The sequence below is a fragment of the Novipirellula aureliae genome (assembly GCF_007860185.1).
Classification (GTDB): Bacteria; Planctomycetota; Planctomycetia; order Pirellulales; family Pirellulaceae; genus Novipirellula_A; species Novipirellula_A aureliae.
On record NZ_SJPY01000002.1, the window covers coordinates 37,027 to 53,617 of the forward strand.

Genomic DNA, 16,591 nt, shown 5'->3' on the forward strand with positions numbered 1-16,591 from the left:
GGTGCGATGAAATTAGGTGCAATGAAATTAGGTGCGATGACACGAGCTCAAGGAAGTCTGTACAATGAACGCGTTGGTTTGTTTCTTGGTCTGGTTGAAAAGGGATCGGCGTGGCCGAATGGTTTATCCAGCAGTCAGACGAGGCTGAGGACGTTGGTCCGCTTCGGCCGAGTGACTTATTGAAACTGGTTCGCAGCGGGGACGTCAAACCTGAAACGCGAATTCGTAAAGATGACTCTGCCTGGTTCAACGCATCCGAAGTGGGGGGGCTGTTCGAGGCGGCCATGCGTCCAACGATCGAGTACTTTTGCCCTCAATGCCAACGCCCGGTGAATGAGCCGCCCGTGGTATGTACATACTGTGGACGAGAAATCTACCGGGCTTTGACGAGAATCACTGAAAACACGATCGCTACCAGCTCTCATGCTTCACACGACGCTCCCGGCAAATCGGTGCAACGGTGGCTTAAAAACAAGATGCTGCGTCGCGGTAAAGATCCCGAGACGTAGTTCGCCGATTGTCTTCGCTTAGACAAAACAAGCCCAACTGGTAGCTGTAGCCGCCAAGGACTTTATCCTCCAAAATGCATTTCCGTAACGCCTCGCGCATTACTTGGCAGTTTTCCCGTCACGGTCACCTCGGTGATCGGATACCGTCCCGGTGCAAAACGTTGGCTTGATTTGGTCATAAAAACACTCTGAGGCAAGACCAACGTTTCAGCTTTGGCCAATGGCGGATCGCGATACAAGAAATATTGGCCATTCAAATCAATGGTTACATTCGGGATATCGAAGTCGGCCAAGTTTTTGATGACGACCACATCGACAAGTGCACCCCGCTCGCCACTTGGCATCGGCAATACGCGTTGCTCAATCGCGACTTCGACCGGCAATTTCTTTTCCGCCGCCCGGCCATACAACGTTGCGTAAAGCGTCAGCCCCGCCAAGGGGATAATGCAAACGGCCAACAAAGCTAACGTGAATGCCTTGGACGACAACTGTGGCACCGGCGCGATACTGCGTGGCGGTTGATCGGCCAGACATTGTGCTTCGGGCGAAGAATTTTCGGAGCGTGCAGTCGAATTCATAGAGGTTTACTTTAAGGGCAAGATATCTTCGGTTGGCAACACTTCGCTAAGTTTTGCGTTTGTCTCTGCATCGGCCGGGGATTTATCCGTTGGTACTGGAATTGGAACGAGCACGAGCCGGACCAAGGTCCCCTGTTCGGGAATCCGTTCAGTGAACGGCTCGTACAAAAGCGCCTCCGCGTTTGCGCTACTGGCGGCTCCAATATCCATCATTGCGGTACTAAAATTTGAAACGCAAATCATGTCGCCACCGTCTGCCATATAATACCGTTTGTTATCGGTCGGATCGGTCCAAAATCCGCTGCCGGCAAACACCCAGTCAGGCTCAAGCGATTTGCCGCTATCCGCATCCCGGACCCACTCTCTGGCGTCAACGGCATGGAATTTTTTCTCTTGATCTCGCCACGTTACCCAAACCCGAATTCTCTGCCCCGTCGGCGGCAAAAATGCTGGGTCAAATCGAACCGGCGTTCCCGATTTTGCACCGACCGCCAATAACGCGGCATGAACTTGGCTCGGCCGAGCAATGGTCGCAACCACCGATTCATGCTCCTTGGTGCCGTAGGGGCAAGCAAACATCTCAAGTGGCCCTCGATTGATCGCAACATAACCATCAACATAAACACGTTTTTTCACGCGATCGACCCAAAGCCGCGAATCAGGACCGAGCGATTTTGCCGCTGGCGGAGCCGAAAACGTCTTACGCAGCACTTCGAGGGGAGTTTCAGGTCTCGCCAGAGCATCAGGGTCCTGCGAGTCAAGGTCCTGCGCATCAGCGTCCTGCGCATCAGCGTCCTGCGCATCAGCCCACTCGGAATTTGGGTCCTCGTTATCCCCCCCCTCGGCGTCAGCCCCCTCGGTATTCGCAGCTGGCGTCTCAGTGGCAGACGGCAGCTCAGGAGTGTTCAAATCCACACCACCTTGCCCAAATACGTATCCAGCATCGCCGATAAGCAAGCATGAGGGCGCCAGAAAACAGCATCTGATCCAAAAATGCCGGACAAAACGCAACGAATTGAAAGAGATTTGTTTTTTCATCAATTAGACTCTGCACAAAGTATGGGACGAGAGGTTCATTCGTTATATTCGACTAGGCAAAAACGCACACGGGATTCCCCGCCCAATCGCCTTCAAATTATCCGTTTTTTGATTTTACCATCATGTCTATCGACACATCGAGCTCGACACAACCGCCCCCCCCGTTTGATCCTCCGTCGGTTCACGCTCCGCCGCCGAGCTCGTTGCCCAGTGCCCAACGAAACGGTTTACGTCAAAAGTTACAGAAACGGGCTCAGCGTCATTCGGCGAAAAGCGTTTTTGGGAAATCAGCAATTGGCGGAAACGTGTACCGATGGGGTGTAGCGGTTGCGTTAGGTGACGAAATCGACAGTCTACGGATAGCGATGAGCCAATTGGCATGTGACCAAAAGCCGAAACGTCGCTTGTCGACTCGTCCGCTCGATTATGCCAAACAGACAAGAGCAGCGATTGAGCATTTCGCAACCTATCCTTTCGACACGGTTCGGGCTGCCGATGCCGTCGTCTGGTGTGCAGCGATGCCCAGTCTATCCAACGTTCTGGAGGCCGGTCTATGGTGGGATTTGCTGGGTGCCTTACTGCACTACCATGAGTCAATCCTTCAAGAAGCGACAGCCGAATCTCCTCTGCAACTGCTGGTCGGAGCGGAGCTGGGATTAACGATGGCATGGCGACTAGCAGACGTACCGTCCTGCAAACGCCAACGAAAATCCTCCCTCGCTTGCCTCGATCGATGGTCCGAACACAGAGAGGATTCCGTCCCTGCACTACTGAGCGACTTGCCTTCAATGCGATTGGCACTGGCATCCCTTTATCGTTGCCGTGCGATTCTAAGTAGCACGACGAAGAAGAAAAAGACGTTTCCAAAGGATGCGATGCTCGCGGGGCAAACGATTGCAACGTGGGTTGCTGCCTTAACGACCCCCGATGGTGGATGCGCATTTCAAACCATGAAACGCAAGGATGTGATGGATGACTTGAACGACTTTGGGCTCTTGAGCCGATCAGCTGATTTTGATCCCGAATCGCTAAAGCCAGCGATTTCTGCGACCTTAAAACGATCGCCCAAGGCGGGCAAGCCGCCTCATGCAGGGCGATTGGCGTGGGAAGTATCGCTACCCGATTCCTATCACCACTGCGACAAAGCAAAAGTCGCTGCGCTCTTGCCTCAGTGGAATGTGTGGCGTGGACGTATCGATTTGCAATACTCGGGAATGCAAAATTCGATCGATTTGTTCGCTGGCCGCGTGAAGGCTTTATCCGGTGAGATGGAGACGAAAATCGCAGTCGACTCTCGTCCGCAAACCCCCACAAGCGGTTGGACGTACAGCTGCGAGTACACCGACGATGACGTTCACTACCTCGAACTCGAACAGAGTTGGACGGGTGACATCGTTTTACAACGCCAGTTCATGCTTCTGCGGGAAGACCGCTGTGTCATGATCGCCGATAGTGTTCTCAGTCAATCCGAAGAGAAGTCCGAAGAGAAGATCGATTACTCGATGCGATTGCCTATCGCTGAATCCGTCTCTATCGATCCCGAAGCTGAAACCCGCGAAATCTTTTTGGCAGGCCGCAAACGACAAGCAATGTTGGTACCTTTGGCCGCTGCGGAATGGCGAATCGGCGCATCGACCGCAGCGCTCGAACCTGATGAAAGGGGCGATTTGATGATGACCAACTCGGGTAGGGGGGCTCTTTACGCACCGCTTTGGCTTGACTTCCAACCACGGCGTTTTAAACGAAAACGAACTTGGCGGCAATTGACGGTCGCCGACGAACGACGAATCTGCACAAGCAATGAAGCGGTCGGGTTTCGCATTCAAGCGGGAAGTGAGCAATGGATGCTCTACCGCAGCCTTGGACTGCGACGTTGCCGGACGATCATGGGCAAGAACTTGGTCGCCGATTTCTTTGCCGCACGGTTCGACATGGGCGATGCCGAATATGAGGATTTGGTAACGGTCGACGACAGAGAGCAGATGGATGATTGAACCAACCATCATTGCGAGACTGCGACAGAATTGGCAGACGGTTCGATCCGAAGTTGCTGCGGCTGCCGTCTCGGCGAATCGCGAGCCTTCGGCGGTCCAAATTATCGGCGTGTCAAAGTACGTCGACGCGGAAGCAACATTGGCACTCGTCGAGGCAGGTTGCAATCAGCTTGGCGAAAACCGACCTCAGTTGCTTTGGAAAAAGAACGAGCAAATCGTATTCCCAAACGATATACGGTGGCATTTGATTGGGCATATCCAACGCAACAAACTGAGACGATCGCTGCCGTTTGAGCCTATCATCCATAGCGTTGACAGCCCCCGTTTGCTCGCGGCAATCGCCGCCGAAGCCGTCGCACAAAGCCGAGTGATAAAGGTGTTGGTCGAAGTCAACATCAGCGGCGATGAGGCCAAAACAGGATTGTCACCCGAGCAGGTTGAACGTTTATTGCTAGACCGACCTCAGCAGGGAGCCCAAATCATCGGCATGATGGCGATGGCAGGTTGGGGTAGCGAACGCGAAGAAGCGAAAATTCAGTTTTCCCAAACTCGGCAGCTTAGGGATGACCTGCAAAAAAAGCATAGTCTTCCGCTGCCAGAACTATCGATGGGGATGAGTGGCGATTTTAACGAAGCGATTGCGGAAGGGGCCACCATGGTCCGGATTGGGTCAAGACTGTTCGAAGGATGTGACTTCATTCGACCGCTTTAGTCGGCTTCTGCCGCTACGGAACCCGGCAAAAGGTTCCTCCGCTAAACCGCCTGCCCATCGGACTGCGCGTTGAGCTTACGAGCCGTGCAACTGGAGCATTTTGGCCTTTGGACCCGAGTCAAACGGAATGAACACCAATGCCAAAAGGGCTGATATCCACTACGAAAACCCTTGATTTCCAACTATACTCTGCGTACCGTCGATCGACTCCTATTCCCTTGCTCCTTTTTGGCGACCACGATGAACCGACTATTGATGACAACTTTTTTGCTGACCGCTACCTTGCTGCCCACCGTCGGCCAGGCCCAATTCGAAGGAATGAAGTATCGCATCCCATCGGATGCCAATTCGTTGATTCTCATTAACGCCGAAAAACTGTTTGGTTCCCCTGTCGCCGACCGCGATCGTTGGGCGGCCCGTCGCCAAGCTGCCTTCGACGCTGGCATCTCGGCGTTACCACCCGATGCAACCGAGGTGATGTTGGTGGGCCGAATCGATCACGAATTCGGGCAATCGATTTGGGAAATGGGGATGATGAAACTAAAGGCGGATCGCAATATCTCGACCGCTGCCCAACGTTTTGGTGGAACGATGGACACGATCGCCGATCGCTCCGCGGTTCGTTTACCCGATGATCGCTATCTCGTCCAAATCATGGGCAATTTGGTTGGGTCCTATACCCCTGCAAATCGCCAAGACGTTACCCGATGGCTCAAGTCGACCGATGTCGGTACCGCTGCGGTATTATCCGACTACTTAGAGCAAGCATTCGGATACGCCAATAAAGTGGGCACGCCAATCGTGATGGCATTGGACGTCGAAGGTTTGCTTTCGAAAACCGCGATTAAGCATAACATGGATAAATTCGAATCGCTGAAGGATTCCGGCCTTTCGCCCGACGACTACGCCAATTTGATCGCTGGAGCAAAGGGGGTCACGCTCGGAATTACGGTCCAGGACAAAACGGTCGGTGCGATTCGAGTCGACTTCGCCGAATCACCTGCCATGTTGGAAAAAGTTGGCAAAGATCTGATCATCGAAGTGTTGCAAAATCAAGGTCTGATGATCGAAGATTTCCGAGAGTGGACACCGTCGGTGAGTGGTAATGCGTTTATGCTTCGTGGGTTGTTGTCAACGGGAGGCACTCGCCGCGTGTTGAGTGTGCTTTCCCTGCCACCGACACTTGCCGATTCGATGGTTGAGATGCAATCGCCGGGGAGCGATCAGGAAGGAACGGCGAAACGCATCGCGACCCAGCAGTACTTTCAATCGATAACGACGCTGCTCGACGACTTGCACGAAAAACCTCGCCGCGACAACGCGAAAACGTTTGGCCAAGCTGCGGTTTGGTATGACCGCTACGCACGCAAAATCGATCAATTGCCAATCTTGAACGTCGATGAGGCGATGCTTGATTTTGGTGCCAATGCAGCGAACCAACTTCGCAGCGCCGAGATGATGATGAAGGGTGTCGGGATGCGATCATCGCTTCGTACCAAGAGTAATAATGCGTCGTCCGGTGGAGTTGCCTACAGCTACGGCGGTTACCGAGCGGGTAACGGATACAATGGCTACATGTATGGTGCTCCATCCGTTTCGGTCGGTGTCAACGCAATGAATGCATCCCTGATGGAAAAAGGACGAACCGATGCGATCATTCGCAGCCAAGAGCGGACTTCTGGGGCGGCTTCGGTGATGCAAATCTGGCAACAACTCGACGAAGCGACCGCGGCAATCCGCCGCGAAATGGTGAACAAATACAGCGCCGACTTCTAGGAGCGGCTCTAGTAGCGGCGTCTCGCCGAGACGCCGAATACACACAAATCGTAGCGGCGTCTCGCCGAGACGCCAAATACACACAAATCGTAGCGGCGTCTCGCCGAGACGCCGAATACGCACAAATCGTAGCGGCGTCTCGCCGAGACGCCGAATGCGCGCAAATCGTAGCGGCGTCTCGCCGAGACGCCGAATACACACAAATCGTAGCAGCGTCTCGCCGAGTCGCCAAATACGCACAAGTCGTAGCGGCGTCTCGCCGAGACGCCGAATACGCACAAATCGTAGCGGCGTCTCGCCGAGACGCCGAATGCACGCAAATCGTAGCAGCGTCTCGCCGAGACGCCAAATACACACAAGTCGTAGCGGCGTCTCGCCGAGACGCCGAATACACACAAATCGTAGCGGCGTCTCGCCGAGACGCCGAATGCACGCAAATCGTAGCAGCGTCTCGCCGAGACGCCAAATGCACGCAAATCGTAGCGGCGTCTCGCCGAGACGCCGAATACACACAAATCGTAGCGGCGTCTCGCCGAGACGCCGAATGCACGCAAATCGTAGCAGCGTCTCGCCGAGACGCCGAATGCACGCAAGTCGTAGCGGCGTCTCGCCGAGACGCCAAATGCACGCAAATCGTAGCGGCGTCCCGCCGAGACGCCAAATACACACAAATCGTAGCGGCGTCTCGCCGAGACGCCGAATACACACAAATCGTAGCGGCGTCTCGCCGAGACGCCGAATACACACAAATCGTAGCGGCGTCTCGCCGAGACGCCAAATACGCACGAGTCTCGGAGAGACTCGCCTACTGAGCGTGCACGCGCGAGGCTCGGAGAGACTCGCCTACTGGGCATCCAGATCGGCGAGATTCCCGCTGATTGATGTTTGGCCCCATTTGGCAGACAACATCACGCTATTGATCCCGGAACCGATCCCCAACATCGCAACTTGGTTGCCTGCTACCAATTCGCCGCGAGCGGCGGCGGCAGCGAGCGTGAGCGGCAGGGCCACCGATCCGGTGTTCCCCAACTTGGCAAACGTGGCGCTGTCGTTTTCGATCGAAAACCCCATCGCCTTGAGCATTTCGACGCGGTGACGGGAACCAACTTGGTGACAAACGGTTCGATCGAAATCGCCTCGCGACAAACCCGACTCGGATAGCAAACGCTCCAACCCCGCAACGCCCGTCGCGATACCCTCCGCCATCAAACGTTCCGAATCCGTGTCCATCAATGGCTGCATCCCTGAACCGGCTGAATCTTGGTCGCTGCGGCACAAATCATTGAATTCGGTTCTCGCTTCGGCAACCGCCGTTTCGATAAGAGTGCTCGACGGAGTTTGCTTATTCGACGAAGACAAATCACGATGCACCAACAACCATGCACAACTACCCGAGCCGATCGTGAGCGAAGCGAAAGCTGGTTTGACGCTTTTGCGGGTCAGAGACGAATCGGCATTCAAACGGGAGATGGTTTGTTCAAGTAAGGGACGACTGTTTTCGGTCCCGACCACGATCCCGGCACGAATGGCACCCGATTCGATCATCATCGCGATCTGGACCGCTCCGTTCATCACCCCTAAACAGGCGTTCGAAACGTCATAAACCCAGCAATCGTGGGGCAAGCCCAGCTCATGGTGAACGCGTGACGCCGTTGCCGGCTCTAAAAAGTCTCGACAAACACTGGCGTGAATCAGACAACCGATCTCCTGACGGTCGATTCCCACGGCATCGATCGCCGCATTAGCACTTTGGACACTCGGACCGCTCGGCATTGTCCCGCGTGACCAAACCCGTCGCTCATCGATCCCGCTCATCAACGCTAGCCGACCTTCGGGCAGCTTTAGACGCGAATAAAGAGGCGCTAAATCGGTCTCAATTTTCTCGCTGTTCCAAATCTCATCGGGAATTATCGCCCCAATCGATTCCAAGCAAACGTTATTGAATTGCATCGTCTGTCCTAAGTCCTTGTCTAGGCTGAAGTTGAACAGCTTTATACACCGCCAAGGTCGATCTGAACAGCATCATGTGACACCATCTTGCTAGCAACAAAACAGATTGATAGCACTCCATATAGTGCTAGCAGTGTCGGTATTCCACTATTTGTGAACGAGGTTTGAAAAAGTTCAAAACATTTCTACGATCTTCCCCATCGCCGGTAACACATCGTGTGTTGCCAACGGTGGTTTGCAACGGCGGCCTTGGTTAGTGAAATCGCTACGAAAGATCGTCGACCGTCAAGATGGGTTGAAAGCCAAGATGGCGCTCACTGACATCTCAACGAAAACGCTCGCGACCAATCGGTTTACATCCGTCCGGTTTGTGGCGTTTCTTCTTTCGGTGATCGTGTTTCGCGAGGCGCTGTATAGCCTTCTGAAATTCGGCGTTCGCCAGTTTCCTTTGTTAACCACTGTGCATCGACGCAACAAGATTGTGGCGTCGAAATTCTTACAACCCGCGAACTTCGAAGAGGACCTTTCGGATGACGTGTAAACCATTGATCGGCATTAACGCCGACTATCGTGCAGCTGCTCGTAACATGCCCGCATACAGTTATGTCGCAGCGGGCTACTTTCAGTCGGTATTGAAAGCAGGAGGGATTCCTGTTGTTTTGCCTCCGATGGACGATTCGGATTCGATTCGAACCGCCTTAGATGCCTTACACGGCTTTGTCATGATTGGCGGTGGGGACTTAGATCCACGCAACGATGGTTTCATGTTGCACCCTTCGGTACGGCCTTTGGATCCGGTTCGCGAAACCAGCGACCGCTTATTGATTGCCGAAATCTCAGAGCGAAGGATGCCACTTTTGGGTATTGGAACGGGGATGCAGCTCATGAACGTGCATCAGGGCGGCAACCTGTTTTTGAATATCAAAGAGGACCTACCGAATGCAGTGCCTCACCATGACCCTCAAGACCCCAATCACCGACATACATTGAATGTCGAGAGTGATTCGTTGATCGGCCGCGTCTATGGCGATGGCGAAATCCGCGTTAGCAGTCGGCATCACATGGCGATAGACGAAGTGGCACCGGGCTTCCGCGTCACCGCGAAGTGTCCAGATGGCGTGATCGAAGCAATTGAAAGCGAAATGATGGACTGGTTTGCCGTTGGCACCCAATTCCATCCTGAATGTGCCGCGGCATCGGCACTTGATATCCGTATTTTTGAGGAATTTGTTGACGGTGCTCGCGATCGAATGAGCGTCGAAGACCTACGTTTGGTAGCCTAACCGGCTTGCCAGCCGATTGCGAAAGCGAAACAATGGAGTTCGGATCTCTGAGCTGAAGAGATCGTTTTGGGAAACCGTGCAAGGAACGACTTCGGAATCCCAGCAAGCGTACACAAGGATGTGTCAGATAGGAAAATTTGTACCCATTGATTTGTGTGAACGACATGAAGCCTCGAAATCCGCGGATGGATTCGCGACGAACTTGACAAGATGTCTTGGTTTTGAGACCGACTGTTTCGCCACAAACACCCACTAGGATGGCGGGTGAGTCACGCTTGGATGCGACCGATAACTTGGGATAATTAAATTTTGCTAAATGAATAAGTCATGGCTGACTTCGAGGCCGGGCGTGCAACGAGTTGAGGCACGCCCGGCTTTTTTTGTTTGGATTTCGTACTTTAGGAAACGCAACCGAGTTTCATAGGGCTGTGTTTTTTGCCTCCGTCTGACATGCTCGGGCGGAGCATCAATGTGTGGCCGCCCGCGGTTCCTCCGCTCCGGAGCATACCCGGCGGGCCAGAAATCAAACGGCTGGCGCCGTTTTCAACAAATCTTGGTCAACTTCGTTGCTGACGATGACGCCATAGTTTATCGCTCCTAGCCATCCGCTCATGATGATGCCGACGCTGCCGGCATGGTACATACCGCCGACTTGCTGCGGCAATTCGCGACTGACGCCCAAGCCTTCGAACTTCGTTCCAAAGCTAGCTCCCATCTCGTGCCGCGTGTAATGCTTGAACGTGATTGGCGTTGCCGCTTCTGCACGATCGATTTTATCGCGAATTCCTGGAATGTACTTTTCCAAAGCACCAATCGTCGTTTCTACCAAGTCTTGTTTGCTGGCTTGATAATCGAGTTCATTCAGATCGGCCCAGTCTGACCAATTTGCGTTGGTGCTACTGACGATCGCATAGCGTTCTTTTTTCTCCGGCCGTGTGCGTGGATAATAGAAACTAAACGTCCGACTGGTGATGTCCCGGCTAAGCAGCAAATCGGTGCGAAACTCTTTCGCCGTACTGGTGAAAAACAGATCGCCGCATTCATCGATCGCTTCACCTTCCTTCAGCGCCATGTAGACTTGCGTGCTGCTATTGTTGAGCCGCACCGCATCGGCTCGCTCGACAAAACTTTTATCGAGCGACTCGGTACCGAGCATTTTCAGGATGGTCGTTTTGAGGTTCGCATTGCTGACGACCGCACGGCAGCGAATCGTTCGTCCGTTGACGTCGACGGACTCGACACGTCCGTCTTTGACCCCAATTCGATCGACCCCACAACGAATGCGGATATCCACATTGTTCTTGAGCAACTCTTTCTTCATCCGAGCGATCAGATCATCGGTTCCGCCTTCGTAAATAAAGACACCTTTGCTCATAAAATTGCTGAACACGATTCCATAGGTAATCGCGGGGTCTTCTAGGGTCGAACCGTTAGCGTACGTGATCGGTTCCATAAGTAACCGGACCACATCATCGCGGCCTGGGAAAAACCGATCGAACAACTGTTTCGTCGTCGTGCTCTGATCATCATAAAAGTTCATCGACCGAGCGGTGTCGAAGAAATCGGATACCGTTTGTGGTTCGATACCAAACTTGGTCGTCAACAACCGCGTAAAATCTTCGCGATTGAAAGTGGTCGAAAGTGAAAACTGCGGATTGTCGAAGCGGATATTCGTCAATTGAACGATTCGATCGGCAATATCCCGGTTCCAATAGCGACGGCACGACTTAATCATGCCGTGGGGAAAACCATGTAGAGAAACGTCAAAGGTATGGCCACCAGGCCGTAAAAACCAAGTTGCCAATCCGCCCAGTTTGTAGTGTTGTTCGAGGAGCAAAACGCGGTGACCGGCACGGCCTAAGATGTTGGCACTCGTCATACCAGCCAATCCGCTGCCGATCACAACAACATCGTACTCGTCCGCAGCATCTTTCAAAAAATCGCGTGGCATAAAATCGCTAAATGTCTAATGGAAGGGTTGAATGAAAGGGGGCCGATGCTCGATTACGATTCGGCTACTATTCGGCTGCTATTCGGCAAAAACTCGATTGGAGGCTGCCGCAGGAGGTTTATTACCGTACAACAAAACGCCGGCTCCGCCGAGGAGCCAAGGTTCGTCTAATAGGCGAATCGAACGTTTTTTTCTGTCAAGACGGTTTCGCTACCGGCACCGACACAAACCACGTCTCCAGCGTGGCTCCCGCACCACGAAGAATGAGGGCAAGCACTTTCGTGGCTGGGGCTTCCAGCCGCAGCCTACTGGGGGCAAGATGCGTGGCTGGGGCTTCCAGCCGCAGCCTACTGGGGCAAGATGCGTGGTTGGGGCTCACTGGGGGCAAGAGGCCCTAGCACTCTGTTGCCAAGCCGAAAATCAAGCGGTGACGCAGCACTAGTGCTGCGATTCAAGTTTTAAAAATTTCACCCATTGATTTCCTCTCTCGACCTGCCGATAATTTGGAATGTCCTTGCAACGACCGTTCTCTGAGGACTCATCAATTTCCAAAGCTGTTTGTTCCATGAGCGATCGAAGATCATCTTGTGAGTCATCGTTTGTAGGGTCTCTGCCCAAGAGATGGCGTTTCGTCGTTCGCCAACTTCTGCTTCTGTTCATTGTCGCCATCATTGCCTGCCAGTCGATCCCCTGTGGATTTGAGTTTTCGGCAAAGCGAGGCAATCATCAATCGACGATTCAGTCAAACCTCGGCATGGCGACGACTTCGGCAATCGAAGAAGCAGTCACCCCCGGCGAAAGTTTGCTTGATTTCACCACACCGGTGCTCGGTGGTTTGGTCGCAAGGGTGCTCGATACGCGCCGCTTGGGTATCGACCAAGACGCAACAAACCGCGTTAACGCGTCGCGGACTCGGTGTGCAACGCTTCAAAGGATGAATGTGCGTTTACAGATTTAATAGCGGTGGTTTCTAACGCTTTATCTGTATTTTCTTTACGCACACCGTTCTTTTGAAAGAGTTCAAAAAATGTCTGGTTCTACCAATACCAATGCGCCTGCATCCAACCATGTGACTGCAAAGCATTCAACCATCTCGCGAGCAAAAGTGTTGATCGCGAAAAAAGATTATGCGGCGGCCTCGGCGATACTTCGCACGGCCTCGCGTGACTACCATGTCCTCGACATCTTGGCCGTCTGTTTACTGCGATCAGGTCAAACTTCGGAAGCGATTTCGATTTATCGCTCCTTTGCGTTGTTGCCCGGCAGCGCCATGGTTCGTCCCGAGTTGGGCGATTCCTGTAAACGAAATTTCGCCACCGCCATGATCCTTCATGGATCTCCCAGCGGCGGACTCGATCTGCTCGAGTCTTGTCAGTCCAGAACATCCGAACGAGCGTTGGAAATCCGTGCTGCGATCAAGGCATGGGCTAAAACGTTGTCATGGTGGCGGCGGCTCGATTGGAAGCTGAATCGTATCGAGCCCCAAAATTGCGTCATCCCAATCAGCTTTGAGCCCGGCGAGTTTGAATTTGAGCTCGATTTGGCACCACAGCAACCGCTAGAGCAAGCTGTCAAACAAGCCTCTGCATTGGAGATAGACAAAGCACGGGGAGCTTCCATGCCAGTCCCAGAGACCGCAGAGAATCCCCCAGAAAAAAGCTCCCCTCTCTCCCACGGGGTCTAATCCCAGTATGCCGTGGACTCAACGCAATGGCTGGAGCGTAGCTCTTAGGGCGTAGCTCTTAGGGTGTATCTCTTAGGGAGTAGCTATCGACATCGATTTGCTTGCTGCCCGAGCAAACGAAACAGTGCGTTCCTAGTGCTTTGTCCCGATTAGAAATCAGGGTGGTCGTCGTGGACGAGGTTACGAGTCCCTTTCGGCACAGCGGTCCCAAAGGACTCGTTGCCTCGTCCACGACCCCAAAATGAGGCTTGACGCACCACGAGTCCTCAATGTGACGGAACAAACTTCGAAAAAGCCGAGTTGGGCGGATTACTGCCGCCGCTGGGCTTCAAGGACCGTCTTATTTTTTTGGCTCGACCGCAGAATCCGTGGGTTGATTCATCCATCCCAAGTACCGAAGGGTAGGTTTTTCAGGCACCGCAGAGCAAAAAGAATGTTTTCGGTGCATCGGCAATCGGACGTTCAAAAATATACCTCGGCAAAACAAGCCGTTTTATCAAGGCCAAGCGAGACATTCTTCCCTCGCGGACCCGTTGTCCCTAGCCCGGATTATTCTGAAGAGCCATTTTTTTTGACCGGGGGCTCACGTCCCGGCGCGGTATTGCCGTCCCTACCGGGACGAAATCCACCCACCTGGAAAATCGTGTCGCTAGCCAAGGGTTTTAGGCAATTCGATGAGCCGCCTGCATCGGGAGTCGCCTGCAAACAACGGCTCCCGGGCCACTGTCTAACCCGAGATCGCTACTGGCATCATGACTTCGGATGCCGCCACGAGGCGGACGTTTTTGCAGCGTGAAAGTTGGAATTGGCGTGGCGCCTCGCGACATAGGCAAAGGCCTAAGAATCGGTAGCTACCCATAAATCGGATCGGGCTGACGATTCGGTGCGTTTGGTTTCCTTTGGCATCCGCATAATCCATTTCAATCACGTAGTTGTCACAATCTTGCATCGCCCGGCGCAGATTCGTATTCATCTTAATTTCCCCCACTGGAATGAAACCGCATAGCAAACAGTTCGGCTGACTCGTTGTCAGCACATTCTTAGTATTGCCGTCCCCCGTGACACGTCTGGTCACAGGTCAGCAAATTTTTTTCATTTTTACTTCCGGCGTGTTTTGCAGAGGGAAACGTTGCCTGAAACGCCAATGGCTTGTCTCTGTTCCGACACGAACCATTGGGTTGACGGCGTTCGACGGAAAACGGCAGACGAAATCTCGAATGGCCCCCGTAACACAAAACGGGGCAAGGAGATCGACCGATTGAGACCGCTTGCGAATTGGCGTAACCTACGCAGACGGTAACGACAGTCTTGTTGATGCCTGTCAACTTTCAATTCAACGATTCACCCTATTGCTACGTGAAGCCATTCCTATGACCGAGCAGGACGCAAAACGCGAAAACAAGAATTTTGTTCAACAAGCGATTGAAGCTGATCTGGCGTCAGGCCGGTTTCAAGGTGTCTTTACACGGTTCCCCCCCGAACCGAATGGATACCTACACATCGGGCACGCCAAGGCGATCTGCCTGAACTTTGGATTGGCAAAGCAGTATAACGGGACATGCAATCTACGGTTCGACGATACCAATCCGACCAAAGAAGAAACCGAGTACGTCGAATCGATCATGGACGACATCCGTTGGCTCGGCTTCGAGTGGGATAGTCTGCATTACGCCAGCGACTATTTTGAGCAGCTCTACGAGTGGGCCGAAAAGCTGATCAGCGAGGGGCACGCGTACGTTTGTGATCTGACGGCGGACCAGACCCGCGAGTACCGGGGTTCGTTGACCGAACCAGGTCGCAACAGCCCATTCCGCGATCGCACGCCCGAAGAAAACCTTGATCTGTTTCGCCGCATGCGGGCAGGTGAATTTCCCGATGGATCACGGTCGCTGCGCGCAAAAATCGACATGGCGTCGCCGAATATCAATCTGCGTGACCCCGTGATGTACCGAATCTTGCGTGCCACTCACCACCGCACCGGCGATACCTGGTGCATCTATCCGACCTACGATTGGACACACGGTCAAAGCGATTCGATCGAAGGAATCTCGTTCTCGATTTGTACGCTGGAGTTTGAAAATCATCGGCCTCTCTACGATTGGTATTGTCAGAAGCTTGGTATTCACCATCCTCGGCAAATCGAGTTTGCGAAACTGAAACTTAGCACGCTATTGATCGGTAAACGGCACATGCTGCGAATGGTCAAAGAGGGCATGGTTAGCGGCTGGGACGACCCCCGGATGCCAACGCTCGTCGGCTATCGTCGCCGCGGCTATACCCCTGAATCGATCCGCCAATTCTGTGCGGATGCGGGCGTTGCCAAGTTCAATGGAACAATTGATATCGTCCGTTTGGAAAACGCCGTTCGCGAACATTTGAACGCGGTCGCACCAAGGCGAATGGCCGTACTCGATCCTATCAAACTAACGATCACGAATTGGCCTGAAGGGAAAATCGAGATGGCCAAAGCGGTCAATAACCCAGGTGACCCAAGCGAAGGAACCCGTGAAGTGCCATTCTCGGGCAACTTGTTGATCGAGCAAGAGGACTTTCGCGAAGAAGCACCTCGCAAGTTCTTCCGGCTCAAAAAGGGAGGAGCGGTTCGGCTTCGGGCAGGCTACATCGTCGATTGCCACGACGTCGTCAAAGATGAGGATGGAAACATCATCGAGGTACTGTGTACCTATGACCCCGATTCCAAGAGCGGACAAGATACGTCAGGCCGCAAGGTGAAAGGCACGATCCACTGGGTCAGTGCTCCTCATGCTGCCAAAGTCGAAGTGCGATTGTACGACCGTTTGTTTACCGTTGAAAATCCTGGGAAACCAGAAGAAGGCAAAACGTTCGTCGATTATTTGAACCCTGATTCGCTAAAAGTGATCACGGCGAGGGTCGAACCAGAGCTAGCGAAAGCGAAGGTGGGCGACCGTGTCCAATTCGAACGGCTCGGCTACTTTGTGGTTGACCCCGATTCGACGGAAGAGAAAAAGGTGTTCAATCGGATCGTACCGTTACGTGACACGTGGGGGAATATGGAAGCGAAAGGGAAGACGAACTGAACCGAAACGGTTTTCGTTCTTTCACTCAGACACGGATTTCATGAGCGTCCATTCGCG

The 16,591-nt window shown here is 53.3% G+C and carries 16 protein-coding genes; 10 read left to right on the top strand and 6 right to left on the bottom strand.

Translation table 11 applies throughout. The annotated features are described in order from the left end of the window. The first annotated feature begins 110 nt into the window (after positions 1-110). Positions 111-509, top strand: coding sequence for a DUF4339 domain-containing protein (locus Q31b_RS06120; protein ID WP_146598827.1), 399 nt, complete (start codon positions 111-113; stop codon positions 507-509). A 62-nt stretch (positions 510-571) separates the two neighbouring features. Here Q31b_RS06120 and Q31b_RS06125 read toward each other — a convergent pair whose 3' ends face one another. Further along, a complete protein-coding gene (locus Q31b_RS06125; RefSeq protein ID WP_146598828.1) occupies positions 572-1,087 on the bottom strand; it encodes a hypothetical protein in 516 nt (171 codons plus the stop codon). Between the two features lie 6 nt (positions 1,088-1,093). Next, positions 1,094-2,125, bottom strand: a complete 1,032-nt coding sequence (locus tag Q31b_RS06130) for a YdjY domain-containing protein (protein ID WP_146598829.1) — start codon at positions 2,123-2,125, stop codon at positions 1,094-1,096. Positions 2,126-2,247: 122 nt separating this feature from the next. Between Q31b_RS06130 and Q31b_RS06135 the strand changes: the two genes are divergently transcribed. The 3 genes from Q31b_RS06135 (at position 2,248) to Q31b_RS06145 (ending at position 6,607) form a co-directional block, all read left to right on the top strand. Further along, the gene (locus Q31b_RS06135; protein WP_146598830.1) at positions 2,248-4,119 is read left to right on the top strand and encodes a hypothetical protein; all 1,872 of its coding nucleotides are present in this window, start codon (positions 2,248-2,250) and stop codon (positions 4,117-4,119) included. Further along, entirely contained in the window at positions 4,112-4,831 is a 720-nt protein-coding gene (locus Q31b_RS06140) for a YggS family pyridoxal phosphate-dependent enzyme (protein WP_146598831.1), read from the top strand. The genes Q31b_RS06135 and Q31b_RS06140 overlap by 8 nt, the downstream gene beginning before the upstream one ends. 240 nt (positions 4,832-5,071) lie before the next feature. Beyond that, entirely contained in the window at positions 5,072-6,607 is a 1,536-nt protein-coding gene (locus Q31b_RS06145; protein WP_146598832.1) for a hypothetical protein, read from the top strand. Between the two features lie 8 nt (positions 6,608-6,615). On the opposite strand, the gene Q31b_RS06150 is transcribed toward Q31b_RS06145, so the two are convergent. Together Q31b_RS06150 and Q31b_RS06155 are read right to left on the bottom strand one after the other, a co-directional pair. Further along, positions 6,616-7,461 (bottom strand): hypothetical protein, encoded by an 846-nt coding sequence (locus tag Q31b_RS06150; RefSeq protein WP_146598833.1) that lies wholly within the window; start codon positions 7,459-7,461, stop codon positions 6,616-6,618. Beyond that, positions 7,451-8,557, bottom strand: a complete 1,107-nt coding sequence (locus Q31b_RS06155) for a 3-oxoacyl-ACP synthase III (RefSeq protein ID WP_146598834.1) — start codon at positions 8,555-8,557, stop codon at positions 7,451-7,453. Before Q31b_RS06155 ends, Q31b_RS06150 begins: the two co-directional genes overlap by 11 nt. A gap of 256 nt (positions 8,558-8,813) precedes the next feature. On the opposite strand from Q31b_RS06155, the gene Q31b_RS06160 reads away from it, so the two are divergent. Together Q31b_RS06160 and Q31b_RS06165 are read left to right on the top strand one after the other, a co-directional pair. Further along, the gene (locus Q31b_RS06160; RefSeq protein WP_146598835.1) at positions 8,814-9,098 is read left to right on the top strand and encodes a hypothetical protein; all 285 of its coding nucleotides are present in this window, start codon (positions 8,814-8,816) and stop codon (positions 9,096-9,098) included. Beyond that, positions 9,088-9,840, top strand: coding sequence for a gamma-glutamyl-gamma-aminobutyrate hydrolase family protein (locus tag Q31b_RS06165; RefSeq protein ID WP_146598836.1), 753 nt, complete (start codon positions 9,088-9,090; stop codon positions 9,838-9,840). The genes Q31b_RS06160 and Q31b_RS06165 overlap by 11 nt, the downstream gene beginning before the upstream one ends. A 523-nt stretch (positions 9,841-10,363) precedes the next feature. Here the strand turns inward: Q31b_RS06165 and Q31b_RS06170 are convergent. Further along, positions 10,364-11,791 (bottom strand): phytoene desaturase family protein, encoded by a 1,428-nt coding sequence (locus tag Q31b_RS06170; RefSeq protein WP_146598837.1) that lies wholly within the window; start codon positions 11,789-11,791, stop codon positions 10,364-10,366. A 31-nt stretch (positions 11,792-11,822) separates the two neighbouring features. On the opposite strand from Q31b_RS06170, the gene Q31b_RS29585 reads away from it, so the two are divergent. The 3 genes from Q31b_RS29585 to Q31b_RS06185 all read left to right on the top strand — a co-directional run bounded on the left by Q31b_RS29585 (position 11,823) and on the right by Q31b_RS06185 (position 13,475). Continuing rightward, positions 11,823-12,233, top strand: a complete 411-nt coding sequence (locus Q31b_RS29585; RefSeq protein WP_146598838.1) for a DUF1720 domain-containing protein — start codon at positions 11,823-11,825, stop codon at positions 12,231-12,233. Between the two features lie 123 nt (positions 12,234-12,356). Beyond that, complete coding sequence (locus Q31b_RS06180; RefSeq protein ID WP_146598839.1) at positions 12,357-12,749, top strand: hypothetical protein; 393 nt, start codon at positions 12,357-12,359, stop codon at positions 12,747-12,749. Positions 12,750-12,818: 69 nt separating this feature from the next. After that, positions 12,819-13,475, top strand: a complete 657-nt coding sequence (locus Q31b_RS06185; protein WP_146598840.1) for a tetratricopeptide repeat protein — start codon at positions 12,819-12,821, stop codon at positions 13,473-13,475. Positions 13,476-14,202: 727 nt separating this feature from the next. On the opposite strand, the gene Q31b_RS06190 is transcribed toward Q31b_RS06185, so the two are convergent. Beyond that, entirely contained in the window at positions 14,203-14,448 is a 246-nt protein-coding gene (locus Q31b_RS06190) for a WYL domain-containing protein (RefSeq protein WP_231617351.1), read from the bottom strand. Positions 14,449-14,845: 397 nt separating this feature from the next. Here Q31b_RS06190 and Q31b_RS06195 point away from each other — a divergent pair, with 397 nt between their 5' ends. Continuing rightward, positions 14,846-16,534, top strand: coding sequence for a glutamine--tRNA ligase/YqeY domain fusion protein (locus tag Q31b_RS06195; protein WP_146599378.1), 1,689 nt, complete (start codon positions 14,846-14,848; stop codon positions 16,532-16,534). The last annotated feature ends 57 nt before the right edge of the window (positions 16,535-16,591 follow it).

What these genes read in the sequence shown, in the direction of transcription:
- Q31b_RS06185 (WP_146598840.1), top strand. Translation starts at nt 12,819, where the DNA reads ATGTCTGGTTCTACCAATACCAATGCGCCTGCATCCAACCATGTGACT.
- Q31b_RS06190 (WP_231617351.1), bottom strand. Translation starts at nt 14,448, where the DNA reads ATGAATACGAATCTGCGCCGGGCGATGCAAGATTGTGACAACTACGTG.
- Q31b_RS06150 (WP_146598833.1), bottom strand. Translation starts at nt 7,461, where the DNA reads ATGCCCAGTAGGCGAGTCTCTCCGAGCCTCGCGCGTGCACGCTCAGTA.
- Q31b_RS06180 (WP_146598839.1), top strand. Translation starts at nt 12,357, where the DNA reads ATGAGCGATCGAAGATCATCTTGTGAGTCATCGTTTGTAGGGTCTCTG.
- Q31b_RS06155 (WP_146598834.1), bottom strand. Translation starts at nt 8,557, where the DNA reads ATGCAATTCAATAACGTTTGCTTGGAATCGATTGGGGCGATAATTCCC.
- Q31b_RS06125 (WP_146598828.1), bottom strand. Translation starts at nt 1,087, where the DNA reads ATGAATTCGACTGCACGCTCCGAAAATTCTTCGCCCGAAGCACAATGT.
- Q31b_RS06130 (WP_146598829.1), bottom strand. Translation starts at nt 2,125, where the DNA reads ATGAAAAAACAAATCTCTTTCAATTCGTTGCGTTTTGTCCGGCATTTT.
- Q31b_RS06135 (WP_146598830.1), top strand. Translation starts at nt 2,248, where the DNA reads ATGTCTATCGACACATCGAGCTCGACACAACCGCCCCCCCCGTTTGAT.
- Q31b_RS06195 (WP_146599378.1), top strand. Translation starts at nt 14,846, where the DNA reads ATGACCGAGCAGGACGCAAAACGCGAAAACAAGAATTTTGTTCAACAA.
- Q31b_RS06145 (WP_146598832.1), top strand. Translation starts at nt 5,072, where the DNA reads ATGAACCGACTATTGATGACAACTTTTTTGCTGACCGCTACCTTGCTG.
- Q31b_RS06140 (WP_146598831.1), top strand. Translation starts at nt 4,112, where the DNA reads ATGATTGAACCAACCATCATTGCGAGACTGCGACAGAATTGGCAGACG.
- Q31b_RS06170 (WP_146598837.1), bottom strand. Translation starts at nt 11,791, where the DNA reads ATGCCACGCGATTTTTTGAAAGATGCTGCGGACGAGTACGATGTTGTT.
- Q31b_RS29585 (WP_146598838.1), top strand. Translation starts at nt 11,823, where the DNA reads ATGAAAGGGGGCCGATGCTCGATTACGATTCGGCTACTATTCGGCTGC.
- Q31b_RS06165 (WP_146598836.1), top strand. Translation starts at nt 9,088, where the DNA reads ATGACGTGTAAACCATTGATCGGCATTAACGCCGACTATCGTGCAGCT.